The organism is Fibrobacter sp. UWB5, assembly GCF_002210295.1.
Classification (GTDB): domain Bacteria; phylum Fibrobacterota; class Fibrobacteria; order Fibrobacterales; family Fibrobacteraceae; genus Fibrobacter.
Genome location: NZ_MWQH01000001.1, coordinates 560,005 through 586,503 on the forward strand (window position 1 = coordinate 560,005; position 26,499 = coordinate 586,503).

A 26,499-nucleotide genomic window follows, 5' to 3' on the forward strand; every position below is an offset into this window, starting at 1 on the left:
AATCGCGCCTGTTGGGGCGCGATTCTTGTATTGAGATTTTCGATATTCTTTATAATTAGTCTTTCAGCAATTCCGGGTGCTTTTCGGAAATGCGGCGTGCGAGGTACACGAACGGGGTGTCCATCAGCGATGTCACGATAAAGATTCCGTAACCGAAGACCAGGATTTCGCCAATCGTATTCCACGGGAACACGCCGGCGAAGGCCAACAGGTTGAACACGACTACGTTGATCAGCTGGCTAATGAGCGTCGAGCCGTTGTTACGCAGCCACAAGAAGCTCTTCTTTTCGCCGAACTTGTTTTCGGTCCATTTCCACCAGGCATGGTAGGCCCACACGTCGAACATTTCGCAAATGGCGTAGGCGAACAGGCTGGCTAGCATCACGCGGGGGGTGTTGGCGAACACGGTGCGGATCGGTTCTGCCATGGTGTCGCCGGCAGCCGGAATGTACAGGAACCAGCTCTGCGAAATCAGAATGAAGGTCACGTTGGCGAGAATGCCGATTTTAACGCAGCGGCTTGCTTCTTTCTTGCCGTAAATTTCACTCATGATATCGGTGGCGAGGAATGTCGAGGCGAAAATCACGTTGCCGAGCGTGGTGTCGAGCCCGAAGGCGTGCACCAGAATCAGGACTTCGATGTTGGCGGCAATGGTGCAAATCACCGTCCAGGCGAAAATGCCCTGCTTGCCGAAGAAGCGGAAAAAGGCGACGAGGCCGCCGAAGAATACAAAGATAGAGGCGATAAGGATGATTTCGTTCTGCATGATTTCCCCCAGGGTTTAGTGTCTTCTGTCGATTGCGGTGAACAGGCGGCTCTTGGCGAGCGCTTCGAATTCGGTACCCGGTTTGCCGTAGTTGGCAAACGGGTAAAGCGAAATACCGCCGCGGGGCATAAAGATGCCTTCGACTTCGATGTACTTGGGGTCAAGCAGCTTGACCAAGTCCTTCATGATGATGTTCACGCAGTCTTCGTGAAAGTCTCCGTGATTGCGGAACGAGAACATGTAAAGCTTTAAGGACTTGGATTCTACCAGATACTGGTCCGGAATGTAGTTGATCTTGATTTCGGCAAAGTCCGGCTGGCCGGTTTTCGGGCAAAGGCTCGTAAATTCCGGGCAGTTGAAGGTGACCATGTAGTCGTTACCCGGATGCTTGTTCGGGAACTTTTCAAGGACTTCGGGACTGTAGGTGGTCTTGTATTGCGTCTTGTTGTTGCCGAGCAACGTGACGCCTTCGAGTTCAGATTCTGAACGCATAAAGTCTCCTAGTTTTGTTTAAAGTCAGGATGGGTTTCGAACTGACCGACCCAAAGATAGAAAATTATCCAATATTCCAAAGGGTTGTTGGGTTGAGCGTAAGTTGTTGAGACTCCGTGAGTTAACAATTTCGCTACAATAAACTTACAGAGAATGGGGCTGTTTTGACACTCAGCTGTCATCGGAATTATCTATATTCCCCTTACCTTTGGAAAATTCCCGGGGTACCTCGCACTGCGGTGCTGGGTTGAACTTAGGGCTTTAAGACCCTCAAACCGAAATATATAACGGAAACTACATATTATGGATTTTTCTGCAATTATTGCCGAAGAGCTTAACCTTGAAGTATGGCGCGTCGCCAAGGCGCTCGAACTGATGGACCAGGGTGGTACCATCCCCTTTATCGCCCGTTACCGTAAAGACCAGACGGGTACACTGAACGAAATTGAACTGCGCGACATCAGCCACCGTCGCGACTACCTGCAAGAACTGGTAGACCGTAAAGAAACGATTCTCAAGAGCATCGAAGAACAGGGCAAGCTCACGCCCGAACTCAAGGCACAGATCGAAGCCTGTAAAGATAAGACTCTCCTCGAAGATATTTACGCCCCTTACAAGCCCAAGAAGCGCACCCGCGCCACGGCCGCCAAGGAACTGGGCCTCGAACCTTTGGCCCGCCTGATGTGGGCACAGGAAGAAACCGGCAACACCGCAGAACAGATTGCCCTGATTTACCTGTCCGAAGAAAAGGGCCTTGCCGACCCGAAGGCTGCCCTCAAGGGTGCCGCCGACATTTTGGCCGAAGAAGTGGCCGACAACACCGAATTCCGTCAGTACCTGCGTAACAAGATGGAAAAGACCGGTGTCATGATTTCCAAGGTCAAGAAGGACTTCGAAGGCCAGGAAACCAAGTTCAAGGATTACTACGACTACAGCGAACAGGTGTCCAAGATCCCGAGCCACCGTATGCTGGCTCTCCGCCGCGGCGAAAAGGAAAAGGTGCTCCGCCTTTCTATCGAAGTGCCGAACGAAGAAATGATCGGCTACCTCAAGCAGCAGATTATCAAGGGCAACACCACTTGGACTCCGTATCTGGAAGCCATGTGCCAGGATGCCTGGGAACGCCTGCTCCAGCCGAGTATGGAAAGCGAAGTGCGCCTGATGCTCAAGGACGCCGCCGAAGAAGAAGCTTTCAAGGTGTTCAGCAAGAACCTGCAGGACGTTTTGCTCGCCGCTCCGGCCGGCCACAAGGCTGTGCTCGCTCTCGACCCGGGTTTCCGTACGGGTTGCAAGGTGGCTGTGCTCGACGAAAACGGCAAGTTCATGGATCACGGCATTATCAAGCCCCATGAACCGTGGAACGACAAGGCCGGTGCCGCCGTGTACCTGATGGGCCTTATCGACAAGTACAAGATTGACTTGATTGCAATCGGTAACGGTACCGCTAGCCGCGAAACGGATGCCTTCTGCGCCGAAATGTCCGCCAAGTTCAAGGGCAAGGTTCCGCCGCGCGTGATCGTTTCTGAAGCAGGTGCATCTGTGTACAGCGCAAGCATGATTGCTATCCAGGAATTCCCGAAGGAAGATGTGACGACTCGTGGCGCCATTTCGATTGGCCGCCGCTTGCAGGACCCGCTTGCCGAACTTGTAAAGGTGGACCCGCAGTCTATTGGCGTTGGCCAGTACCAGCACGACGTGAACCAGCGCGAACTCAAGAAGCGCCTGGACGAAGTGGTGGAAAGCTGCGTGAACATGGTCGGCGTCGACGTGAACAGCGCTTCTGCTCCGCTGCTTTCTCATGTGGCAGGCCTCAGCAATACTTTGTCCGAAGCCATCGTGAAGTACCGCGAAGAAAACGGTGCTTACGCTAGCCGCGAAGCTTTGAAGAATGTGAAGGGCTTCGGTCCGAAGGCCTTTGAACAGGCCGCAGGCTTTATGCGCATTCCGGGTGCCGAAAACCCGCTGGATGATTCTGCCGTTCACCCCGAAAACTACGCCCTTGTAGAAAAGATGGCCGAAAAGGCCGGCGTTTCTGTGAAGGACATGGTGGGTAACGCCGAAGCCGTGAAGGCGATCAACCTCGAAGAATTCCTCTCTGACGAAGTGGGTAAGGCTACTTTGGACGACATCATGAAGGAACTCCAGAAGCCGAGCCGTGACCCGCGTAAGGAATTCCGCTATGCCAAATTCGACGACAAGATCCGCACCATTCAGGACCTGATTACGGGTAGCTGGATGGAAGGTGTCGTGACCAACGTGGCAAACTTTGGTGCCTTCGTGGACATTGGCGTTCACCAGGACGGCCTCGTGCATGTTTCTGAAATCAGCGACAAGTTCGTAGAAGACGCCAAGACGGTTTTGACCGTGGGCGATATCGTGAAGGTGCGCGTGGTCGCAGTCGATGTGGGTCAGAAGCGCATTAGCCTTTCGATGAAGCAGGAATCTACCGACGGCGTTGCCGGTGCCGGCGCTAATGGCCCGCGTGGCCAGCGCGCAGGCGGTAACCGCGGCGGATTCGGTGGCCACGGCCGCGATGGTCGCGGCAATGCCCGCCCGCAGGGCGGCATCCAGGGCCATGCAACGCTTGCGGACCTCAAGGCAAAAATCGCCGGCAAGGACCGCCCGGGTGCAGCTCCGAAGAAGACGAACGCCATGCCCGGCAAGATGAGCGCCCTTCTGAAGAACTTTAAAAAAGGCATGTAGTTCCTAATTGTCATGGCGGCCTCCGAGCCGCCATCTCCTTTTACGGCTTTCCAAAACGCTTGCATTTCTCATTGCAAGCGTTTCTTATATGGGGGGCGTTACGGGGGGGTGTCCCCCGTTAGAGAGGGTAACGATAGACACGGCGAAAGCCTGGCTAGAGTTAGGGGGAGGCTTTCCCCTTTTGACATGTGTAAACTTTTCTTATGATTTCCTTTGCGGCACGATTCGTCTCGGTTGTGTGACGAACATCAAAATATGCCCCTTAAGAGTCGTTGAGGGCGTGTAAAAATTTTCTCGGGCTATTGCCTGGTGTGTAAAAATTATTTATTTTAGGGTTATGTGTATTGCGCTAGAACATCTGTTTGATTACGACGACTTCCGCAAGTTCCTGCAAGACTACTTTGAGGAACAGAAAAAAATGCGGGCCGTCTTTTCGCACCGATTCTTCGCGGCGAAGGCGGGTTTCAGCAGTTCGTCTTACTGCCTGAACGTCATCCGCGGGCGCTTTAACCTCACGCCAAAGTCTATCGAAAAAATCGCGAAGGCGATGGATTTCGAACCGTTGCAGAAGGCGTATTTCGAGGCCCTGGTGCAGTACAACCAGGCCCAGCAGGTTAACGAGCGCGAAAACGCCTGGGAACAGATTGTCCAGATCCGCAAACAAATCGAATTTACACACGTGACTACTCGTGAACAGGCCTACTTTAGCAAGTGGTACTATCCGGTGGTCCGCGAAATGGCGGTGAACGCCGACTGGCACGACGACTACATGGTGCTGGCCCGCATGCTCACTCCGCAGATCACGACCGAAGAGGCCCGCGACGCTGTCAAGAAACTTCTGGAATGGAATTTGATCAAGAAGGTGGGCGACCATTACGAAGAGACTTCGCAAATGCTCGATGCCGCCGAGATTCCGCCGATTTCTTTGCGCCAGATCCGCCGCGAATATATTCAGCACGCCATCGGTGCCGTGGAATCCATGCCCAAGAACGAACGTTTTGCCGCGTTCACCACCTTGGCCATGAGCGAAAGTTCTTATAATTACGCTGTTGAAGTTCTTGAAGACGCCCGCAAGAAGATTATTGCGAAGGCGGCGAACGATCCCAATGTGGAGCGAGTTTACGAGATGATGCTTGTGGCGTTCCCGATGAGTAAGAAGATTGAAAAGGAGGCAAAATAATGGATACTTTGTTCAAATATGCCTCTGGTGTGGCTTTAGCCATTTTTGCTATTGGTCTGAGTTCCTGCTCCAAGACAGAGAATGTTGCCGGTGGCGTGACTGATATTGGTAACTCCGTTGCGCAGGGCATTGTGGTGACCGAGGCGAACCAGCCTGTGGCCCGCGCCCGCGTGGTGGCTTATTACGACAACTGGGATAAGACCTCCATCGAAGATTCCGTGGTGGTGGAAGCCGACAACAACGGCATTTTCAGCTTGAAGTTTGACAGCACGCGCTCTGTGGTGATTTATGCCGAAAACGGTTCTGAATCCGGCCTTTCCCGCATTCAGAAAGGTGGCGATGCCCTTGTGATGGTGGGTCACCCGCGCAGACTTGAAAGTCGCGTCGCCAAGGCCAAGTCCGGCTACATGCGCATTGTGGGCCGTAGCGATGTCGCGGCCGTCAAGTCCGATGGTTCGTTTGCATTCGACGCGATGCCCGTGGGCGAAATCTCGCTGGTGTATGTGGAAAGCGATCAGTCGCAGGCCCGTTTAAACTTCATGACGGCTGTCGCGGGCGACACGCTCAAGATTCCGTCTCTCGAAAACAAGAACGAGGGCTGGCTCACGATTTCGGATTACCACTACTATAGTGGCGCCGCTTACGGTGGCATTATGGTGAATGTGCCCGATGGTATTTCTGTTCCGCAGGATACCGCTACGCCGGAACCGGTGGTGCCTGACACCACTGCAAAAGATACTACCGCTGTCGATACCACGGAAGAACTTGCGATATCCTTGAACCTCCACATGGATGGCTCCGATAGCGTAGCTAAGGTCTATAACAATGACGGCTCGGTCGCCGATTCCGTGAACTACGTGGAAGGTGTGTCGGGCAAGGGCATTCTGCTCAAGGTCGGTCAGTTCGTCGAAGTGGGTGATATTGACCCCTGTGCAGGTGACTTTACCATGAGCGCATGGACCAAGTGGAGCGGTTACCGTGGCGATGGCATTTACCAGCTCCTCTTTGCAGAACGTGAAGACTGGATGACCGGATTGTCCAGGTTCCAGCTGCAGTATGAATTTATGACGAGTTCCTTTGTTGCCGTGGGCGATGGCATGGACTTGTCGGGCTATGGCTATGCATGGCTTGCCAAGGGCAATGTCGAACGTGGTGGCACGCTGCCTATGAATGAATGGTCGCTGCTGGTGCTCGTTAACGAAGGTGGCAAACTGTACTTCTACATTAACGGCGAACTCGTGAGCAACAAGGCCGGTGTCCCGTTTACGCCCAAGGAAGTTGCAGCCCCGCTGCCGTTCCGTATTGGTGGTTCCGAAGTGCCGAACGACACTTGGAATGGCGCCATCGACGAAGTCAAGATTGAATCGGTCGCCCGCTCCGCTGAATGGGTCAAAGCCGAATACGAAAAATACGCAAAATAGCCCGAATGTCTTCCCGGCCTTAGACCGGTTAGTGGGCACTTGCAATTTATTGCTTATGTGCCCACAATCCTCGGAACGGGGAGACCTCCTTTTACGGCTTTCCTAGAAATAAAAAAAGGCCTTGTCCGAAGACAAGGCTTTAAAAGTTTTTAAGTAACTTAGGCGATACTCACCTCGGCACTACGGACGCCTAGCGCCCCTAATGATTACTCGTACTTAATCACGCCGGCCGGGCAGCTGTCAGCAGCGTCCTTGATTTCGCTTTCGTAAGCGGAATAGTCAACGCCTTCCTTGACCTTCATCTTTTCAGGAACTTCGAACACTGCGTCGCAAGTAGCTTCGCAAGCGCCGCAGGAGACGCATTCGTCACTGGATTCGTCCAGCCAAACTTTCGTGATTGCCATAATATACCTCTTTGTGTCTTAGGTTTGAATTATGATTTAAATATATAAAATTTTCGCAAGTTTATTTTTAAAAGCCACACGGATTTGATATACGAAACTTAAAAAACTTGTTTTTTTTAGTTGAGTTAAGTCCTTTGGACTAAAATCTAACGATTTTTCTATAGGATTTTGCGTTAGCAAAATCGAATTCGTGTGATCCCTATATTTTTTCTTTTCTACATTTGGGGTCGTATTTTTAACGTCTATCAAAATTCACGAGAGGAATTCACCGAAAGATGAAAAAAGTGGTTGTAAAAATTGGTGGCAGCCTGGCAATCGACGAAGCCAAGCTCGCTGATTTTGTGTCGGCAGTCTCTACCCTCCCCGGTAATGGCTGTCAGGTGGCCGTGGTTCACGGCGGTGGCAAGGACATCAACGAAAACATTGCCTTGCTCAAGGAACAACCGACATTCATCGACGGCCTCCGAGTCACGACCCCCGGCATCATGAAGATGGTCGAGATGACCCTCTCCGGTCACGTGAACAAGAAGCTCGTGCGCATGCTCCTGAACAACGGTTGCGGTGCAGTCGGTATTTCGGGCGTAGACGCGAATCTGTTCCAGGTCGAAAAGAAACAGGGCAAGGTGGACCTTGGCCTGGTGGGCGAAATCAAGAAGGTGAACCCGGGCATTGTGACCGCGCTCTGGGGTGCGGGGTTTGTTCCCGTGGTGAGCCCGATTTCTATTGGTCCTGACGCTAACGGTAACGGCGTGAGCTGGAACGTGAATGCCGACACGGCTGCAAGCGAACTGGCTGTGGCGCTCGAGGCCGACCAGTTCGTGCTGGTGAGCGACGTGCCGGGCGTGATGGACGAAAACAAGAATGTAATTCCCGAACTGAGCGAAGCGGACGCCGAAAAGCTGATTGAAGCTGGCGTCATCTCCGGCGGTATGATTCCCAAAGTCCGCGAGAGTTTCAAGTCTATCCGACGAGGACTCAAGAGCATCCACATCGTGGGTTGGAAGGACGCGGAACACTTTGGCAAACAAATTAATGGAGATTTAAACTATGGCACAATCTTGCGCTAACCTGCTCGAACAGGACAAACAAATTATCGCGCCGCTCTACGGCAAGGCAGACATCAACTTTGTGAAGGGCGAAGGCTCTTACCTCTACGACGACCAGGGCAACAAGTACCTGGACTTTGTGGCAGGCATCGCCGTGAACGCGCTCGGTCACCAGAACCAGGCAATTAAGGATGCGGTGGTGGAACAGATGAACCACTTCAACCACATCAGCAACCTTTACCCGAACTACCCGCAGATCGAACTCGGCAAGGCACTCCTTGAAATCACCAAGTTCGACAAGGCCTTTTTCTGCAACTCCGGTACCGAAGCCAACGAAGGCGCTATCAAGTTCGCGCGTAAGTACTTCGACCGGAAGGGCGAAAAGAACAGGCAGAAGATTATCACCTTCGTGAACAGCTTCCACGGAAGGACGTATGCCGCGCTTTCTGCAACGGGTCAGCCGGCTATCCGCGAAGGCTTCGGCTCTATGCCGGGTGACTTCGTGCATGTGACATGGAACGACTGCGAAGCCCTCAAGGCTGAAGTCAACAAGGACACTTGCGCGATTATGCTCGAAAGTCTCGCGGCCGAAGGCGGCGTGATGACGCTCTCTGCCGAAATGGTGGCGACCATCAACAGCTTGCAGAAGGAATACGGCTGCCTTGTGATCGTTGATGAAGTGCAGGCAGGCGTAGGCAGGCTTGGAACCTTCTGCGGTTTCGAAAAGTATGGCCTGAATCCGGACCTCGTAACGCTCGCGAAGGGCATCGGTGGCGGTCTCCCGCTCGGTGCGGTGCTCCTGCGCCAGAAGATTGCCGACCAGCTTAAGGCCGGCGACCACGGCACGACTTTCGGCGGCAACCCGATTGCCTGCGCCGCAGGTCTCGCTGTCGTGAAGCAGATTCCGGGCCTCCTCAAGAATGTCGCTGAACGTTCCGCCCAGATTAAGGCGGGTTTGGCTGCCCTCGTGGAGAAGTACAGCTTTGCCAAGGAAATCCGCGGTGAAGGTTTGATTCTCGGTGTGGCCCTCGATGAATCCATGCCGGTGGGCAACATCATCGCTGCCGCCCGCGCCGAAAAGCTCATGGTGCTGAGCGCCAAGGGTAACGTGCTGCGTATGCTCCCGCCGCTGAACGTGAGCGCCGCCGAAGTGGACGAAGCCCTCGAAAAATTGGGCAAGGCATTCGCCGCTGTATATTTTTCACGATAAGCGTCGCATAGCTTCGTGTTGCGGCTACTGAGGCTCTGCGCTTTAGCGCAGGAGGTTGGCTAGTCCAACCAATCGCCGAAGGATGTCGTTACCATGTTTTGTCAGAAACTAGTTTCTGATACAAAACATAGGTAAGGACCTCGCTCTGCTCGCTTCTCCTAAAAATTGGTTTGCTAAAAAAAGATTGAATAAATGAAAAGCCGCAGTGATGAACTGCGGCTTTCTTAATTGTTAGCTGAATCGCTTATTCTTTCACCGTCGGGGCTTGGCGGGCGACGGGGGCGAGCTGTCCGTGCTTGCGGAAGAGGTGCTTCACGAGGGTGCCGAATCCACGCATCACGCGGTAGCGTTCGCGCGGGTTCTTGATCGCCATGATGCCCTGACGCAGAATATAGCTCGGACGCAGGTAGAATTCACGGCGGGCCTTGTCGCAGAAGTCGACCAAAGCCTGGCTGGTGAGTTCGCCGCGCTGGATGGTGGTGCGGTGGAAACCGTCCTTGTCCAGCCACTGGTTGTAATCCTTTGTCTGCAATGCGCCGCTAGCGAGAGCTTCCTTGTAGGCCTCGGTGCCGGGGTATGCCATAATGGGGTAGAACTGAGCCGTATTCGGGTTCAACTTCTTGGCGTAGTCAAGCGTCATGCGGAGCGTTTCCGGCGTGTCGCCCGGGTTACCGACCATAAAGCAGCCGTGCACCAGCAGGCCTGCCTTGCGGGCGTTCTTGGTGAATTCGATTGCCTTGTCGGTGTTCTTGACACCCTTGTGGATGTTTTCGAGAACCACAGGCGAAGCGCTTTCGAAGCCCACGCACATTTCGCGGCCGCCGGCCTTTTTCATGAGCTTGAGCAAGTCGAGCGGCACATCGGCGCGGGCGTTGCAGCTCCAAGTAATCTTGAGGCCGCGTTCCAGAATCAAGTTGCAAATTTCGCGCACGTGTTCGTGGCTTGCGGTAAACGTGTCGTCTTCAAAGAACACTTCGCCGAGGTCGTCAAAGTTTTCCTTGATATACTGCAGTTCGTCCACCACATCTTTCGGAGAGCGGCGACGGAACTTGTGGCCGTTCAGCGTCTGCGGAATCACGCAGTAGCTGCAGCGGTTTGGACAACCGCGTCCCGAGAGAATCACGATCAGCGGGTTCAGGTTCGCACCGTAGAAATACTTCTTGTAGCAACTGTACAGGTACTTGCGGTAAACTTTGGACACCCAGGGGATTTCGTCGAGGTTTTCAATCTTCGGACCTTCGGGCTGAAAATCTACCGTGCCGTCGGCCTTGCGGAAGGCGAGGCCAGCGATGCTAGAAATATCCTTGATGTCGCCGCGCAGGTAGCGGGCGAGATTCCTGGCGGTGTAGTCCGCCTCGCCGATAATCACGAAGTCGAGGCTCGGTTCCATTTCCATAGATTCGAGCGGCTCGGCGGTAGCGTGCGTACCCATGATTGCGATCTTCGTTTTCGGAAGCGCTTCTTTAATGGCGTGCACCACCTTCAGGTCGTTCAGAATACTCGGAGTGCTCGTGCTGCAAACCACGAGCTCGGGGTCAAACTTCTTGATACCATCCAGAGTCTGCGCGAGGTCGAGTTCCATGGCCGGGCTATCGATGAGCTGAATCTCATTACCGTCGGCTTCGACTGTGCCGGCGGCGTAGCTCAAAAACATGGGCCAGTAAAGGGTAGAGGACTTGGTCACGCACGGACTGCGCGACTCGCGACTGAACATCGGATGAAACGGGGGATTTAAAAAAGTAATGCGCATAAGCAATGGCAAAATACATAATTATCGGAGATAAAGCTACATTTGGTTTCGATGAAAGCGTTGATTTCGTTGTGTATTTCTCTATGTGGGCTTTGCTCGATTGCGCTGGCGCAAAATTCGCCGGCGGTGGCGCTTGATACGATAAAAGAATTTTACGCCGAAGGTACGCTTTCACGCCTTTACGCGGTCCAAAAAGGGACTTCCATTCGTGAAGGTATAGCCTACAGTTATCACCCGAACGGTAAGGTCGCTATCGAGGCTCCGTACAAAAACGGCAAGCTCGACGGGGTGTTCAGGAGTTATTTCGAAAACGGCAAGGTGTGGCAGACTATCGGCTACAAGGCCGGTATCGAAGAGGGAATCTCGACGACGTACTTTGAAAACGGGAAAAAGAAAAGCAAGGAAGTTTACCGTGACGGGCTGCTCGACGGAATGACCGAAGAGTGGGACGACAAGGGGCGCCTGCGCCGCAAGCTGCCGTACATGCGCGGGCAGTTGCACGGGGTCGCAAAAATTTTCGATGATCTGGGCGGCCTCAAAGAAGAGATGACTTTGGAGCATGGCCTAAGGCACGGATCGTACCGCCGCTACAACAAGGGCGTTAAAGTACTTGAAGCGGAATTTGTTCAAAACCGCTGCGTCAAGAATTGTGATTTCTAGTATCCGGCCCACTCGGCGGCAACGCTGGGCGAGGCTTTGCGGATTTCTTTAGCGTGTTCGCTGTCGTCGGCGAGAGCGATGCCGCCGCTTGCAATTTTCGCCTTAATATCTTCGAATGACTTGGGCTGTTTGGCTTCGGGCAAGTGGTCGCCTGGTACAATGCAAGGGGCATCGATGGCGGTTTTCGCCTTGTCTTTGACCGGCGAATATTCGCGGGCGGCGGGCACTTCGTAGAATTTGTCTTCTTCGGGGCACCAGGCCATCAGCTTTTTGCCGTAAACGCAACCCGCGTCAAGCCCAATGAATCCGGGGCGGTTCACGAATCCCATCTTGGCCCAGTGTCCGAATACCACCGTCTTGTTCCAGTTAATTTGTTCAAACCACGGACGGTTGTTCCAGTATCTTACGGACAAAATAACTTCCCGGTCCATGTCCTCTAGTCTGACCTTGCCGGGCTCCAATCCGGCGTGAACCAGCAGCGCGTGTGGGGTGTCGCGCCATAGGGGCCAGGTGCTTACCTCGGCGGCAATGGCGTGCCAGGTTTCCATCGGGAGCTTGGCGAAGCGGGCGCGTTGCTTTTCGGTCCAGCCGCTTTCGGGCAGTTCCAATGCGCGAATCAAATGCTCTTCGTGGTTGCCGCGCACCGTGAGGATTCCGTTGTCCTTCACGAACTGCAGTGCGCGCAACATGTCGGGACCCTTGTTGATGATATCGCCCGTCTGGTATAGTGTGTCTTTACCGCGTACAAAACCGAATGCGTCTACAATGCGCTCGAGTTCATCCGCGCAACCATGAACATCGCCGATGTAAAGAGTCCTTGACATAAGAGTTATTCGTTACTGGTTAATAAATGAGTGATGTGAAATGTGTAATGTGAGATTAGATATGATCTATTTTTCATTTCACATTCCTCATCACGCATCTCACATTATTTTACGTGAACCGCTTGTCTCAGCTTGTTCATTTCGTCGGCGGTGAGTTCGCGGAATTCGCCGGCGGGCAAGTCGCCCAAGGTCAGCTTGCAGTAACTTACGCGCTTGAGGTCGCGAATCTCGTAGCCCACGGCGCGCATCATGCGGCGGATTTCGCGGTTCTTGCCTTCAATCAGCACGAGTTCGGCAAAGCCTTTCTCTAAATAAATGTCGGTGGCGAATGCGATTTCTTCTTGTTCGGCGCCTTCTTCGCGAATGTCAACGCCGTCTACCAGCTTCTGCGCGGCGTGCTCGCTCAGCGGGCGGTCTGTCCACACGTAGTAGCTGCGCGGGATTTCGTAACTCGGGTGCGTGAGGCGGTGCAAGAGTTCGCCGTCGTCGGTGAACAGCAACAGCCCGCGGCTCTGCAAGTCCAGGCGGCCCACATACTTAAGGCTCTGGTAGGCGGGCGGCAAGTAGTCGTACACCGTGCGGCGACCTTGCGGGTCGGTCTTGGTGCAAACGCAGCCGGCCGGCTTGTGGAACATGATGGTCGTCGTCTTGCGCGGGAGACGGGCGGGCTTGCCGTCGACAACAACGTTGTCCGCGTTCTCGTCGACCTGGTGCCCCAAGTCCTTAATCACGTCGCCGTTCACTTGCACGCGGCCTTCTTCAATCAAGGCGTCGGCCGCGCGACGGCTCGCAATTCCACAGAGAGAGATGAATTTATTGATACGCATTTTGCTTCCTAGTCTCTCGATGTCATGCCGGGCTAGACCCGGCATCTCCGTTTACTTTCTGACTACAAGAGGAGATCCCGGCCTTCGCCGGGAAGACAGTAGGCGTTTCATACAGCAGTCCGAACCTAAGACCGGCTGTACTAATCTTAAATGTTTCGACGCGGAGTTTTTCCAATAGCGACTTCAGCCAGAACAGCCCGCAAATAATGACTTCGTGGCGGCCGTTTTCCAAACCGGGGAGCATGGCGCGGAGTTCCTTGGACAAGTTGGAGATGCGCGTGGTGACGGCATCCAGGTCGCTGATCGAAAGTTCCAAACCTTCAATGGCCTTGTAATCGAACTGTTGCTTGTTCAGGTAGACCATGGCCAGCGCCGTGCCCGTACCGCCAATCAAGTACACCGGCTTCTTGGTCATGCCCTTGAAGCTGACTTCTTTGAAGGTTTCCTTCACGAACTTCTTGTATTCCGGGCCAGGAATCGGGCCCATGGCCTTGAACATCTTGAGGGCGCCCACCGGAATCGAGAACGTGTTGTCGCCGTTGCTGAGTTCCGTGGAACCGCCTCCGATGTCGATCGTCACGATACCTTCGCCGTGCCATTCCTTGACCGAGCGGTAGGTGAGCTTGCCTTCTTCTTCACCGCTGATGATTCTGGGTTTGACCCAGAGGGCTTTCTCTACAGCGGCAATCACTTCGTCCGGGTTTTCGGCATTGCGCATGGCTTCCGTCATCACCGCGGCCTTGAGGTTTGCGCCCAGCGCGTGCAAGTCCATGCGGAACTTCGTCATAATCGCTTCGAGTTCCTGGATGCGCTTTTCGGTAATGGCGCCGTGTTCGTAAATGTCTTCGCCCAGTCGGCAGACTTCCACCTTCTGGAGCTTGGGTACCAGCACCCCCTCCTCAAACGCCGCAATCAACAGAATGCAGCTGTGGCTCCCGATATCAACCGTCGCAATCAGCTTGTTATCCATTCTGCGCCTCGTCGCCTGCGTTCGCCGCGGCATCACCGCCCTCTGTCTTCCCGGCCTCCGGGCCTTCTGTCATCCCGGGCTCGACCCGGGATCTCCTCTCGTTGTCCGAGGAGAGAACGCCGGACTTAATCTTCTCGGCGAGTTTTGCCGGGTTCATCAAGAATTCCTTGGCAAACGCAATGGCTTCTTCCACGACGGAATCCGGATGCTTTCCGCTCCAGCTGGCAACCAAGTCGCCCGATTCAGATCCAAGTTCCTTGCCTTCGCGAATCTCTTGCCCCATCTTCAAGGCGAGCAAAAGCCCGAGTTCAAAGGCGCGGGGCTCGCTTTTGCCTTCTAAAAGTTTTTCAACGCGCTCGATGCGCTGTTCGTAGGGGATATTTTCGAGTTCGGCGAGGTCTTTTTCAGAAATCATAGCCCAAAAATAGAAAACGAGCCTCGGAGTAAACCGAGGCTCGCCAACAAAGGAGAATTTTGTTGATTACTTCTTGGCAGCCTTCTTAGCAGCGGGCTTCTTAGCAGCGGGCTTCTTAGCGGCCGGCTTCTTAGCGGCCGGCTTCTTTGCAGCAGCGGGCTTCTTAGCAACCGGCTTCTTGGCGGCGGGCTTCTTAGCAGCCGGCTTCTTTGCAGCAGCAGGCTTCTTAGCAGCGGCCGGCTTCTTGGCGGCGGGCTTCTTAGCAGCCGGCTTCTTTGCAGCAGCGGGCTTCTTAACAGCGGCCGGCTTCTTAGCGGCAGCGGGTTTCTTAGCAGCGGGCTTCTTAGCAGCCGGCTTCTTTGCAGTCTTTGTAGTAGCCATTTTTTTCTTCCTTATGGTTATGTTGTGAATTAGCTGTGTATAAAATAACTTATTTTCACAAATAATCAACACCTTTTTCAAAAAAAATTAAAAAAAAGTTGTTTTTTTACAAAAAAAAGATTATGAAGTGATACCCTTCACTTTCGAAAAATTGAATTTTTAATTTGTATGTAATTTGGAAATGCTTGTTACTCAACGCGTTAGGTTTCTTTCGCGCGAATTTTTCTTGCTGACGAGAAAAAAAGAAATCCCGGAGCTTCGCCCGGGATGACATGGTCAACGTTACAAAGACGACGCCGACGTTACAATTAGAGTGAGTTCACGCTCTCGATGTACTTCTTGAAGCCTTCGACACCTAGGCTGTACATGTCGACGAACTTCGTTGCGAATGGTGGCAGCTTGCGCGGGTGCATACCCAGGGCGTCGTGCATCACGAGCACTTGCCCGTCTGTAAACTTTCCGCCGCCAATACCGATCGTCACCGCGTTCACCATGCCGGTAATTTTGGTGCCGAGCTCTTCGGGAATGTGCTCCAGCACTATCTCGAAGCAACCCGCGCTGTCTACGTACTTGGCCGCCTCGATGATTGCAGCCGCTTCTTCTTCGGTGCGGCCCTTCTGCTTGAAGTTTTCGGCCGTCTGCGGCAAAAGTCCGAGGTGCGCGCAAATAGGAATGTCGTGGTTCAGCAAGTATTCATGCACGCCAGCGGGGGTACCCTCGATTTTGACGCAAGAAGCACCCACGTCCATAAAGCGGCGCGCGTTATCGTATGCTGTCTGCGGATCCTTGTCGCTCAAGTAGGGCATGTCGGCCACCACGTGGGTATTGGGGGCGCCGCGGCAAACCGCAGCCACAAAAATCAGCATCTCGTTCATGCCGATTTCGCGGGTACTCTTGTAGCCGAGCATGGTGTTAGCAAGACTGTCGCCTACCAGAATCTGGTCTACGCCTGCCGCCTCTGCCATCTGGGCAAATGCGTAGTCGTAGGCAGTAATCATCGAAACTTTTTCGCCTTTAGCTTTCTTGTTCTTTATGTCGATGGGGCTGAGCATAACTTACGAACCTCCTGTAGCCATGAAAGGGAATGGATTTCTTTCAGGAATCCGATGTGATTGCGCAGATAAGATAGCAAAGCGTTCTCCACAAAAACGCGACCCGTGAGCTTTTGTGGAGCCTGCTCGGGGTTGTTTTGCGCTAAATTCAGTTCCCAGAGCCCCTGCAACGTCTCTGCGCGGGCACGAGCGCTCTGTACACCCTGGCAATGCTTGCAAATGAGCGCGCCCGATTCCGGGAAAAAGTCCGCCGCGGGTTCCGTGAGCACCTTTTCGCAGCGGCTGCACACGCCAAGTTCCAGGTGGTAGCCCCACAAGTCGCAAATGTTCAACAACCAGCGGCTGAATACCGAGTCGGCACTCGTGTTGGCCGGCGTAACAGCAGAGTCGCTCGTGGTGCCTGTGGGGGAGTCGAACTCCGCAAGCGCCTGCTTTAGCAAGGCGAATTCTTCGGGAATCGGGGTGGCCGGCGGCGCATACCGCAACACGATCTCTGCCATCACCTGTGCAACCGCCAGGTTCAACAGGGAATTCCGCAACTCACTGTGCCAGTCGATAATCGACGCCTCTTTAATAAACTGCAACTCGGCATTCGGGTTCTGCCGGAATACCACCTCGGAGAGCGCCAAAGGGTCGAGCGCCCCCTTGAAGGGCGACTCCTTGCGCTTTGCCCCCTTGATAATAAAACTCACCACGCCGCACTCTTCCGTGAGCGCTTTCACGATAAAGCTCGAGTCGCTGTACGCGAACCGGTGCAGGACAATGGCGCGGGTTTTGATCATTTAGTCTTTCGGGAACGGGGGCCAGCCCATGACCTGGCCGCCAAGCACGTGCAGGTGAATGTGGAACACCGTCTGGCCCGCGTCGGCCTTGCAGTTGAACACAAAGCGTGCGCCCGATTCCTCGATACCGAGTTCCTTGGCAATGAGTTGTGCGCGGTAAAGCATTTTGCCCACCAGTTCGCAGTCGGTCGGCTGCATGTCCATGATGGTCGAAATGTGGCGCTTGGGCACTACCAGAAAGTGCACTGGGGCCTGCGGGGCAATGTCGTAGAAGGCGAACACGTCGTCGTCTTCGTAGATTTTCTTGGAAGGGATTTCACCCTTGATGATTTTGCAGAAAAGACAGTTTTCACTCATAGTGACTATAAAGTAGTAAAAAGAAAGGCCGCCCGTTTTTTAATTCGGGCGGCCAGCGGAGGGTAGAAGGGTTAGGCTGGGCTATCTACTGGCTCTTGATTCCCTACAGCCGGCAGGTCCCATTGTTGAAAAACATATTCCTTGACGACTAAGCAATGCTTTTCGGTATGTGTCGTGTTGTCCTCCCAAAAAGACCTCTAGAGAATGACTGTTGGAGTCTAGGTTAGTCCAGATCATTTTCATGGCAATTCGAGTGTTGTCTTTACCTGTTGCGGCTTTATCGACTGTCATGAAGCGACTTCTGAATATAGGTGTGTTGGGATATGTTCGATAATATGTATGTTCCGTGTCTGCCGTGTTTTTGACGGCGGTATATGTAGTTGGTTTGTAATTTGCGTAATTTTTATGTGCGTCTCTATCTGCAACGATATCTGCAACCGCTCCAAAACCGCCCTCTTTTAAGGCTGTACTCCAAAAACCAGCAGAATACATCAAACCACACATATTGTGATTGCTCATAGTACTATGAGTTCCTTGGTAGCTCATGGGCATGGATTCGTTTAGTTCCATGATAAAATAGGTGACGCCCTTTTGATCCGTTAGCCATTTGTTTAAATCGCTATTGCTAATTGCAGGGCAATCCTGTCCTTGCTTTCCTTCTTTCATATTATGGACATCGTCTTCATACAAAGCGCGGTTTACGGCGTCACGGAGATAATAGAGGTGCAGTAAATCTATTTTTTGTTTTGTTCTTTCGATATAGTCAGTGAGCTTTGGTACCGCGACTCCCGAAAGCAGGTTCACGATAATAATAACGACCATCAATTCAATAAGCGTAAAACCGCCTTTCCATTTGTTCTGGGAGGCCCCCTGCGGCACCTTGAGCGAGCAGAACTCGCGAATATTGTTTAGAATCTTCGTCAGCATAAGATTACCCCTTCTTGAGGTCCAACCCTGTAAATATAAAACAAAAATTTACACGTGGCTGTGATCTGTAACAAAAATATGATTTTTTTCTTATTCCAAATTGGAGTAAAAAGCTTAAACACCCTGGCCCAGAAAGAAAGGATTAGTCCATACCATCCTTGATGCAGAAGCATTTCATCTTCTTCAGTAAGAGCGGCTTTAGCAAGAAATTCATCCAAGCCGCATCGGAAAAAATCAACCTGCGGAAGGTTACGGCAATCGCGCTAATTTTAGTGGGCGTTGTCGTGTTCTTTTGGGAGTGATTCCTAAAACGTCCATAATCTACAGTTCGTTCAATTTAATTAATTTCATAAAAATTGTCTAGTAGTAGTAAACAATTTCGAAAAAATTGATAAATTGTCCAGTAAAAAGTGTGCTGGCTCTGCTAGGCCAATCCGTACGCCCGACCCCGGCTAGCAAACTTTCCTTATTTCGTAAGCCCCTTCCAGGCTGTTTATTCACTGCGTAACCGTAGTTTTTAGGCTATTTCGGCAGGTTCCGACTTCGCAGTGTTTCCGTAGCCGTACAGAATGACTGGACAGAGCCATATAAATTTTCAGGGGTTCGCCGTCAACGTGCCAAGAATGCGCCATGGCTTCCATGAGGAGTGGTTGTTTCCATTTTGGAAACAACCACTTTAGAGGAACATCGCAAAGTATATCGGCAAATACAAGACCGCACCTTTTTGCACCACATTAGGGCTATTGGACACCCCGGTAAGGATGCCGACGTCATTGAGATACAATTTTAGGAGATTCTTGGTTGAAGACTCAATCAAAGGGAACTTGACATCTGTTATTGCAGAAACTTTTGTTTTCCATCATCGATGGAATCACGTCGCCTTTGAATCTTCCGGTATAGCATTTTTCAATCACTTTTTGCTATAAAAACATACACTTTTCAAACGTTTCAGGCAATCACTTTCTACACTTTTCAATAAAATTACTGATTTTCTGCTCATTTGAGCACTGAAAATATAAATTCGCCAGAACTATTTGTCAATACCTAAAATGAGAAAGATTCTACTTCCATTAACAATTCTATATTCCCCATCGGATGCTCACCGTCCTTAAATACATCGCCCTGGTCGGCACGTTCTTCATTTACACCACGTCGGGGGTGTTCTCGAAGCTTGCGTCGCAGCGGGAGTTCCTCTCGCCGGGGTACATCGCGTTCCTTGCATGCACGGTGGGCGTGTTGGGGATTTACGCTGTGCTGTGGCAGCAGATTATCAAGCGGATGGACGTGAGCCTGGCCTACATGTTCAAGGGCACGGGCGTGGTGTTCGGGCTAATGCTTGCGCACTATGTGTTTGGCGAGGCAATCACCACGACGAACATGGTCGGGGCGGCAATCATCATCTGCGGCATCACGCTGTATGCGAGGCCATGATGTTCTACGCTCTGGCACTATTCAACGTCTTTGTCGCGGCGGTGGCCCAGATGCTCCTGAAGAAGGCCGCTATCACACCGCACAAGTCATTTGTCAAGGAGTACCTGAACCCGTGGGTTATTGGCGGATACTCGCTGATGGTATTCTCGCTGGTATCGAACGTGTATGTGCTGAGCCAGGGCGTGCTGCTCAAGGAACTCGGCACCATCGAGGCGGCCAGTTACCTGTTCGTGCCGGCACTCGCCTTTGTCTGCTTCAAGGAAAAAATCAACCTGCGAAAAGTCGCGGCAATCGCGCTTATCTTAGCGGGCGTTGTCGTGTTCTTTTGGGAGTGAACCCTTAATTTCCTTAATCACATATTGCGGGGAATCATTGATGCATATATAGATGCGGCCGATGTATTCGCCGATAAGGCCGAGCATCATCAGGATAAGTCCGCCAATAATCAGAATCAGCGCGATGATGGTACTCCAGCCGTCTACCGTTGTGAGGCCGAGTAGCCTGCGAACAACCACAAGTATTGTAAAAGCAAAGCCCAGGAATGCAAAGAAAAATCCAAGGAACGTACTCAAGCGCAAAGGTTTCACCGAAAACGCCGTGAAGCCGTTCAGCCAGAGCCCAAGCAGACGTACAAACGAATAGCCCGATGTTCCTTGCAGGCGCGAGCGATGATTCGTTTCGACCCAGGCGATTTTGCGAGTGGTGCGTAGCACAAGGCCCAGCAGATACGGGAAGGCGTTCTTGTAATTGCACATTTCGCGAATCACGAACCCGCGTGCCACATAAAAACTGCTGCCCTTCATATCCTTAGGCGGATCCAGCATGAACTTGCCCATGAGCCCAGCCATCCACGAACCAAAACGGCGGAACAGGTTCTGCTTGATTTCGTGGTAGTAGGCATACACCACGTCGTAGCCTTCTTCAAGCTTTGCAATCAAATCGTTCAGCGAATCCAGCGGGGCCTGGCCATCGTCATCCAGCGAAACCACATATTCACCGGAACACTTGCCGTAACCCGCCAACAAAGCAGAATGCTGTCCGAAATTTTTAGCGAGGTTGATACCGATAACGTTGTTTTCCACTTCGGCAAGTTTCTCAATAACATTCCACACGCCATCTGGACTGCAGTCATTCACCAGTACAATCTCGTAACTGTCACCCGGACGCTTGGCGGCCATTTCACTCTTGATTTCATCCACCACCGTGATGATGGTATTTTCGGAGCGGTAACACGGAATCACAAATGAAAACTTAGGCATAATATCCTCCAAGGGTAAATATACATTACATCCATGACGAATCCATCAAAAAATCAAACAGACCTATGGTCAAGGCGATGTAGAACTTTCGTGTAGAATGGACGCCTTTTGTTTGAAATATTAAACGCAGTCCTCATTCGGTGGTCAATTCGCCATTCTTAACCGATTAACGGGTCTACACCTAATCCACAACACAAATGTCATACTTTCCTGACATCATACTGCTTGTTCGTGCACTGGATTCCCCCGACCTTGTTGATAATTCCCACAACCTTGCCCTGCAACTTGTGGAACCCGATTCGCTTCTTGACGAATTCAATGCAGACAGACAGCAGTAAGGAGGTTGCGAACAACGCCAAAAAAATCAGTATCGGGTACTTGAACCCGTAAATAAAGTTGTGAAAAAAATACCCGTAGATAAAGGTGTGGGTGAGGTACATGTTCATGGAATGCTTACCCACGTATTGCATGGCCACAAACCGCCGCCCCGTTACACGGCAAAGGCTCACTACGGCAAGCGCAACAAACACCGTGGCGAAGGGCTCGACGGCAAAGCCTGTAAATCCTGACAAAACGGGGAACCCGCGTAAGAAAAGCAAAACAGTGGCAGCGACAAGCGAAACACAGAGAACGATATAAGGGTGAACTATATTTAGAATCCTGTTGATCCGCGCTATATGCAAGGCGATAAAAATTCCGAGGGTGAATGGAAAGATGTAGGTGGATAGGCCAGGTGCTATGTAATTCAATAGAAGCAATATATCGTTGGGGTTTGCGAACAAGAATACCAGCATGCAAATGCAGACAACCCTTCTTTTCATGGTCTGGTATAGAAATGGGAAAAGTAGCCAGAGTCCGAGTATTACCGCGTTGAACCACCATGTTATGTTGTACGAACAGAAACTTTGTTGCCCTAGCATGTCGCTCATGAATGACTTTACTATATTGGAATTTTCGCCATAGGCGACTTCCAGTGAACGTCCGAAACAAAAAACACCCACAGAAACTGCGATAAAGAAGATGAACCAATAGTTCAGGAAGAACTTGGTGTATCGCTTGCACAAGATAAAAATGTGCGTTTTTGCGATATTTTGCTGAACTTTAGGGAATGATGCTGTCATGCCGTAACCAGAAAGGAATACGAACAGCGTAACGCAAATCTTTCCAATCATCCCTATGTTAACCATAATCGCCCCAAAACTTGGCTGGTCGAAAAATAGGTGGTGAACAAGCATCGCCATAATAGCAATGGCCTTGATTATCCACGTTTCATCGAGTGTAATGCGATAATCTGTTTTAGAGGTGTGCATAAAGAAGAGAAAGGATTTATCAAATGGCACTTATTCACAATTTAATATATATCCAACATTCCGACCGCCTGGAGCACCTGAGAAATCTACGACGGAACCGTTCGTGCGGACCCGCAGGTATTCGGCGTTCACGTAGAGCACGGAGTACCGACCCAGAGACAAGTCCATTAACAAAGCGGTCCGAATAATGTATTCCACCGAACAAGCCGATCTATTAAGAATATTCCGTCCCAAGGCATTTCGAAGTTAAGCATCCGACCAATCAATGGGCAACGTGCCACACCCTTTTGTGTAGCTTTATTCGCAAAATCTATCGCTTTTTCTTTGGGAGCAGCAATACCTATCGTCTGCACATAACTCTCTATGCAATCTAAGGCCTGATTGATATGTTCAACTTGATGCACCATCAGTGTTCTCGAGTATACAGGCTTGCATAGCAACGATTCAGCCGCATCATCCAAAAGGACACTCCAACTCATCGTGGCGCTACCCCAAACTTTCCCTTTAAAATCATATACACCACGAATTGAATGAATCGCAGCAATCTGTTCTGGAGATACGGTCGGTTTCGGAATTTGCACTTCCGTTTTTGGGAAAACGTCCGCAAGAATTTCACAGAATCTTTCAGGTGAGATGACTCCGCCTTTTTCGATATATAGATTATGCGGAGACGCACAACCCGCCTGATCAAAAACAGACACGTCTACTGTTACTCGCCGCGCAAGTTTCTTGGCTTCTTGTTCTGACGACAATTCTTCTTTTGCAATAACTGCATAAGACAACTTCGGACCAAAAACAACCGTTTCACAATCAATGGATGCAGGATACGCGGCAACAGTTTCTACTGCATCTTTTCCACCCCACGCAATGCGGACTTTGGCTTCCCTAGACATCATCTCGCCCAACTTCGTTGCATTACGGGAAAAATAAACTACACCTATAGTTTTCAACAAGTCGTCACCCTTGATACAAAAACCTTCTTTGGTTGTATATTCGAGGTTTTCAAAAGCCTTCATCAAGTTTGCAAAAACGCCCGCATCTTTTGCCGCTACTTTTATCAAATTAGTGTTCTTTGTCAAAATGCTTTGGACCAAAGCAAACATTCCCAAAATTTGAACATTTCCCGCCATCCAGTGACATACTAGACCACGAGCATTGGCTCTCATCAAATGCTTTTCACTATCAGCAAACGGTAAAAATTCATCCGCGTATCTGATATTGCCACGAAGTCCATCTTTAGCAATCTGCCGCAAATGCCGATCATCACACCATTGCGAAAGGAAAAGCAAGCCCTTATCTTTTAAAAAAATGTATTTGGGATCAGAAAGCCATCTTTTAGAAACTTCGCCAATTATTCCAATTAAAGCATCAATAGGCTGATTTCGAAGCCATTCATTCTGTTCATTAAGCCGTTCAATAATAGAAGCCAATTGCTTCTCAGAATCGGTCTCATCCACAGGGACTTTAAAATATTGAACATCGAGCGTATTATCGTCTAATAATTTTTCCTTCTCTTTCGCATTAAATGTCAACTTAGCAGAAAGAATATCCCCACAACCACGTACTTCGGCTTTTTTTAATCGACCGTTCACCTTAAATCGAATCCCTGGACGACCATAGGGACAAGGTTCATCATAAACAACTCCCAAATCATCCGTCAAAACAGCGTTGCCCGGGTAACTATGGGGAATCGGAGTTATAAACTCCAACAAGCCTTCTTTGCCAGCAGGCAGAACATCTCTACTTACAATATCTCGTACAAGTACTTTAACATATGATGACGCGTGCTTACAACCGCATTTGCAATCAGGGTAATTCAGCCCCATTTGTTCAGTAAATCCGTAAATATCAATAACATCCGTAGATTCTATTCCGAAAGCATCTGCTATTTGCCGATTGAATTCTGGCTTTTCAACCTTCTCACTTTCTAATTTCTTCCACCCACCAATATGGATTACTTTAGACCCCTTGGGCAATACAATCTGCCCACAAGATGCCAGAATTGCTTTTAATACTTGGCTATATAGTATATACGTAAACCCAAATACAACAACAGGCTTCTCAGACGGCAACTCCGCCAAGAAACTATTCATCGCATCGATATCAAAATACGATATGCCATCTTTCGCCTTTAAAAAAAATCCCGACTTGGACGCAAAATTTAAATATCCCGCTATAGCAGCAAAACGAGCCCCCAACAACGAGCGGAATTCCGATTTTGGATCAATATCCATTACGAGAAACGGTTTACGGTCTTTGCCAATAAACTCCTGTACGACTTTAACCATGGCCTTTGCTTGGCGCCGGCTAGTAGTTTTATCCACAGCAATTGTGCTTGGCGTCCCAGAAGTCGCAGAAGACTGAAGCCTTAGTTTTATCTCTTCTTTTGAAACAGAAGATAAATTGGTCCCCAATTCCTTAAATACACTAACGGAAACTGGGGGGATACATTCGACACCCGTCAGTTCTTCGTAAGGATTAAACTGCTTACGTTCACAAAACTGACGGTACATTGGATTATTTTCATAATGAAAAATCAGTTCATCTTGCAAAGAACGAATAAATAGCGATTGCGCCACTTGCGAATCGTCGTAAACAGGTAAGTCAAAAAGTTGTTCTATATTTTTTTCTGAATTTTCCATTATTTTACGATTGTTTTAGTTTTATTCTTTGAATTTTTCCATTCAGCGTTCTCGGAATCTCTTTAATTCGTTCTATTTTCTCAGGCATCTTGTAAGTTTCAAGTTTCGTTCTCAACGATTCTAGTATAAATTCGTCCGTTACGTTCTCATCCGCCACAACAAAAGCCTTAACAACCTCTCCCAAAATTCCATTTTCATCAGGAATACCAACGCAAGCGCACTCTTTAACCCCAGGAATTGCGTTTATCATTTCCTCCACTTCCATGGGGCTCACTTTTTTCCCACCTACGTTAATCATTTCCTTTATTCGGCTTTTTAAATAAATATACCCATTTTCATCCATCACCGCACAATCTCCCGTGCGAAAGTAATCTCCATAGAAATCCTTTTTAAATTCGTCGAGAGAAACATTCCAATAACCAGAGCAAACATGCTCACCTTTTACACAAATCTCTCCTTCTTCGCCCAAAGCAACTTTTTGACCACTTGTATTAAATAAGACTATATCAACCCCAGGAGAAGGCTTACCAATCGTACCTAAATTGTCCTTCTCCTGATGGAATTCCATAAAAGCACTTCTTGACGCTTCGGTAAGCCCATAATGCATATTCAATCGAGTATTAGGAAGCAGTTCCATTAAAAGTCGTTTTTCTTCTTGCTGCATAAAGGAACTACCAATTTCAATGTACTTCAGTTGGTTTGCAAAATTGACAATATACTTGCCGCTAAATTTTTTCATATAAGCCCAACTTGCCGGGACCATACCGAAACCGGTAACATAATGTTCTTTTATTTCCTTAAAAAAACGTTTAATATTAGCAAAGGAACCTAGAACAACCAATGTTCCGCCAATAGACAAAACACAACGAATGCGTCCTAAGCCAAAGGAATGACTAACAGGAAGAGCCAACAACTCAACATCATCTTCAGTGTTGCCGATGAATGTATTGATTTGTGCTGCAGCCGCCGCCAGATTCTTATACGACAGCGTCACTCCCTTTGGATTTCCTGTCGTGCCCGTCGTAAAAAGAATGTCGGCAATATCATCTTGACTCGGCTCTAGATAGTCAAAAAAAGAATTGTCGTTTTCGGCAAATTTATCAAATGAAATTCCGCTTACACCAGCCTTATGAAGGCAACCTATTACACATTTAGGAGATGTCGTTTCTTTTATGTATTCGTAGCGAGTAAAATTCGTGTCAGGATCAATCGGGACAGCAATGCCACCAGCAATGTGCACACCGAAATATGCGTAGATAAATTCTACGTTCCCTGAAGCAGACAAAATCACGCGGTCACCCTTACGAACTCCATATTCATTTCGCAAGCTATCCGCCGCGCAAAGAATACTCGACCAAAGTTGAGCGAAAGTCACCTCATGGTCATTTGCGATTAAGGCCGTTTTTTTAGGAGTACGGATTGTATGATTTCTTATCTGTTCTTCAATAGATTTCATCCCTGCAGTTTGCCTTCCGTAACCTTGATGATGTCTCCAACATCTTCCATTTCCATCAACTCCTCTGGTTCAAAACTGACATTTAATTCACTTTCTATCTCTTGAAGAATGCGCAATTGAGCCATTGAGTCCCAACTCGGAAAGTCACCAACCGTTGATTGCTCCGAAATCTTTTCGATTTCTATCTCACAAACAGAAGCAATTATTTTTAGAACACTTTCTTTAACATTCATG

General features: G+C 50.2%; 26 protein-coding genes. 8 read left to right on the forward strand and 18 right to left on the reverse strand.

The annotated features are described in order from the left end of the window. Window positions 1–55: 55 nt before the first annotated feature. The gene (locus B7989_RS02365; protein ID WP_088627009.1) at window positions 56–766 is read right to left on the reverse strand and encodes a queuosine precursor transporter; all 711 of its coding nucleotides are present in this window, start codon (window positions 764–766) and stop codon (window positions 56–58) included. Window positions 767–781: 15 nt separating this feature from the next. Then, the gene (queF, locus tag B7989_RS02370; protein ID WP_088627010.1) at window positions 782–1,258 is read right to left on the reverse strand and encodes a preQ(1) synthase; all 477 of its coding nucleotides are present in this window, start codon (window positions 1,256–1,258) and stop codon (window positions 782–784) included. A gap of 303 nt (window positions 1,259–1,561) precedes the next feature. Between queF and B7989_RS02375 the strand changes: the two genes are divergently transcribed. The 3 genes from B7989_RS02375 to B7989_RS02385 all read left to right on the forward strand — a co-directional run bounded on the left by B7989_RS02375 (window position 1,562) and on the right by B7989_RS02385 (window position 6,562). Then, window positions 1,562–3,961, forward strand: a complete 2,400-nt coding sequence (locus tag B7989_RS02375; protein ID WP_088627011.1) for a Tex family protein — start codon at window positions 1,562–1,564, stop codon at window positions 3,959–3,961. A 337-nt stretch (window positions 3,962–4,298) separates the two neighbouring features. Beyond that, window positions 4,299–5,141, forward strand: coding sequence for a TIGR02147 family protein (locus B7989_RS02380; protein ID WP_088627012.1), 843 nt, complete (start codon window positions 4,299–4,301; stop codon window positions 5,139–5,141). Continuing rightward, window positions 5,141–6,562, forward strand: coding sequence for a LamG domain-containing protein (locus tag B7989_RS02385; RefSeq protein WP_088627013.1), 1,422 nt, complete (start codon window positions 5,141–5,143; stop codon window positions 6,560–6,562). The genes B7989_RS02380 and B7989_RS02385 overlap by 1 nt, the downstream gene beginning before the upstream one ends. A gap of 206 nt (window positions 6,563–6,768) precedes the next feature. On the opposite strand, the gene B7989_RS02390 is transcribed toward B7989_RS02385, so the two are convergent. Further along, window positions 6,769–6,966: a ferredoxin gene (locus B7989_RS02390; protein WP_072801269.1), complete on the reverse strand. Its 198-nt coding sequence runs from the start codon at window positions 6,964–6,966 to the stop codon at window positions 6,769–6,771. A gap of 275 nt (window positions 6,967–7,241) precedes the next feature. Between B7989_RS02390 and argB the strand changes: the two genes are divergently transcribed. Both argB and B7989_RS02400 read left to right on the forward strand, forming a co-directional pair. Beyond that, window positions 7,242–8,033, forward strand: coding sequence for an acetylglutamate kinase (gene argB, locus B7989_RS02395; RefSeq protein ID WP_088627014.1), 792 nt, complete (start codon window positions 7,242–7,244; stop codon window positions 8,031–8,033). After that, complete coding sequence (locus tag B7989_RS02400) at window positions 8,014–9,222, forward strand: aspartate aminotransferase family protein (RefSeq protein WP_088627015.1); 1,209 nt, start codon at window positions 8,014–8,016, stop codon at window positions 9,220–9,222. Before argB ends, B7989_RS02400 begins: the two co-directional genes overlap by 20 nt. 244 nt (window positions 9,223–9,466) lie before the next feature. Here the strand turns inward: B7989_RS02400 and B7989_RS02405 are convergent, their stop codons facing one another. Continuing rightward, a complete protein-coding gene (locus tag B7989_RS02405; RefSeq protein ID WP_088627016.1) occupies window positions 9,467–10,972 on the reverse strand; it encodes a radical SAM protein in 1,506 nt (501 codons plus the stop codon). A gap of 51 nt (window positions 10,973–11,023) precedes the next feature. Between B7989_RS02405 and B7989_RS02410 the strand changes: the two genes are divergently transcribed. Next, a complete protein-coding gene (locus tag B7989_RS02410) occupies window positions 11,024–11,632 on the forward strand; it encodes a toxin-antitoxin system YwqK family antitoxin (protein ID WP_088627017.1) in 609 nt (202 codons plus the stop codon). Here B7989_RS02410 and B7989_RS02415 read toward each other — a convergent pair. The 9 genes from B7989_RS02415 to B7989_RS02455 all read right to left on the reverse strand — a co-directional run bounded on the left by B7989_RS02415 (window position 11,629) and on the right by B7989_RS02455 (window position 18,167). After that, on the reverse strand, window positions 11,629–12,456 hold the full coding sequence (locus tag B7989_RS02415; protein WP_088627018.1) for a metallophosphoesterase: 828 nt from the start codon (window positions 12,454–12,456) through the stop codon (window positions 11,629–11,631). The genes B7989_RS02410 and B7989_RS02415 overlap by 4 nt on opposite strands. 104 nt (window positions 12,457–12,560) lie before the next feature. Beyond that, window positions 12,561–13,283, reverse strand: a complete 723-nt coding sequence (locus B7989_RS02420) for a pseudouridine synthase (protein WP_088627019.1) — start codon at window positions 13,281–13,283, stop codon at window positions 12,561–12,563. 22 nt (window positions 13,284–13,305) lie between these two features. Continuing rightward, on the reverse strand, window positions 13,306–14,253 hold the full coding sequence (locus tag B7989_RS02425) for a phosphatase (protein ID WP_088627020.1): 948 nt from the start codon (window positions 14,251–14,253) through the stop codon (window positions 13,306–13,308). Continuing rightward, complete coding sequence (locus B7989_RS02430; protein WP_198959537.1) at window positions 14,246–14,668, reverse strand: hypothetical protein; 423 nt, start codon at window positions 14,666–14,668, stop codon at window positions 14,246–14,248. The genes B7989_RS02425 and B7989_RS02430 overlap by 8 nt, the downstream gene beginning before the upstream one ends. A 66-nt stretch (window positions 14,669–14,734) precedes the next feature. After that, entirely contained in the window at window positions 14,735–15,049 is a 315-nt protein-coding gene (locus tag B7989_RS02435) for a histone H1 (protein ID WP_088627021.1), read from the reverse strand. Between the two features lie 308 nt (window positions 15,050–15,357). Then, entirely contained in the window at window positions 15,358–16,101 is a 744-nt protein-coding gene (gene panB, locus B7989_RS02440) for a 3-methyl-2-oxobutanoate hydroxymethyltransferase (protein WP_088627022.1), read from the reverse strand. After that, the gene (gene recO / locus B7989_RS02445) at window positions 16,080–16,883 is read right to left on the reverse strand and encodes a DNA repair protein RecO (protein ID WP_088627023.1); all 804 of its coding nucleotides are present in this window, start codon (window positions 16,881–16,883) and stop codon (window positions 16,080–16,082) included. Before recO ends, panB begins: the two co-directional genes overlap by 22 nt. Further along, window positions 16,884–17,240: a histidine triad nucleotide-binding protein gene (locus tag B7989_RS02450; RefSeq protein WP_088627024.1), complete on the reverse strand. Its 357-nt coding sequence runs from the start codon at window positions 17,238–17,240 to the stop codon at window positions 16,884–16,886. A gap of 81 nt (window positions 17,241–17,321) precedes the next feature. Further along, window positions 17,322–18,167, reverse strand: coding sequence for a type II secretion system protein (locus B7989_RS02455; protein ID WP_088627025.1), 846 nt, complete (start codon window positions 18,165–18,167; stop codon window positions 17,322–17,324). Window positions 18,168–19,262: 1,095 nt separating this feature from the next. Here B7989_RS02455 and B7989_RS02465 point away from each other — a divergent pair. Both B7989_RS02465 and B7989_RS02470 read left to right on the forward strand, forming a co-directional pair. Then, window positions 19,263–19,598, forward strand: coding sequence for an EamA family transporter (locus B7989_RS02465; RefSeq protein ID WP_088627027.1), 336 nt, complete (start codon window positions 19,263–19,265; stop codon window positions 19,596–19,598). After that, entirely contained in the window at window positions 19,595–19,933 is a 339-nt protein-coding gene (locus B7989_RS02470) for a multidrug ABC transporter (RefSeq protein WP_144264943.1), read from the forward strand. Before B7989_RS02465 ends, B7989_RS02470 begins: the two co-directional genes overlap by 4 nt. Here B7989_RS02470 and B7989_RS02475 read toward each other — a convergent pair. The 5 genes from B7989_RS02475 to B7989_RS02495 all read right to left on the reverse strand — a co-directional run bounded on the left by B7989_RS02475 (window position 19,901) and on the right by B7989_RS02495 (window position 26,498). After that, window positions 19,901–20,857, reverse strand: coding sequence for a glycosyltransferase family 2 protein (locus tag B7989_RS02475; protein ID WP_088627029.1), 957 nt, complete (start codon window positions 20,855–20,857; stop codon window positions 19,901–19,903). The two genes, B7989_RS02470 and B7989_RS02475, sit on opposite strands and share 33 nt — an antisense overlap. Before the next feature lie 200 nt (window positions 20,858–21,057). After that, the gene (locus tag B7989_RS02480) at window positions 21,058–22,167 is read right to left on the reverse strand and encodes an acyltransferase (RefSeq protein ID WP_255406368.1); all 1,110 of its coding nucleotides are present in this window, start codon (window positions 22,165–22,167) and stop codon (window positions 21,058–21,060) included. Between the two features lie 167 nt (window positions 22,168–22,334). Further along, window positions 22,335–24,809: an acyl-CoA reductase gene (locus B7989_RS02485; protein WP_088627031.1), complete on the reverse strand. Its 2,475-nt coding sequence runs from the start codon at window positions 24,807–24,809 to the stop codon at window positions 22,335–22,337. Between the two features lie 4 nt (window positions 24,810–24,813). Continuing rightward, entirely contained in the window at window positions 24,814–26,265 is a 1,452-nt protein-coding gene (locus B7989_RS02490; protein ID WP_088627032.1) for a class I adenylate-forming enzyme family protein, read from the reverse strand. After that, window positions 26,262–26,498 carry an acyl carrier protein gene (locus B7989_RS02495; protein ID WP_088627033.1) on the reverse strand — a complete coding sequence of 79 codons (237 nt, stop codon included), beginning with the start codon at window positions 26,496–26,498 and terminating at the stop codon, window positions 26,262–26,264. Before B7989_RS02495 ends, B7989_RS02490 begins: the two co-directional genes overlap by 4 nt. Between the last annotated feature and the right edge of the window lies 1 nt (window position 26,499).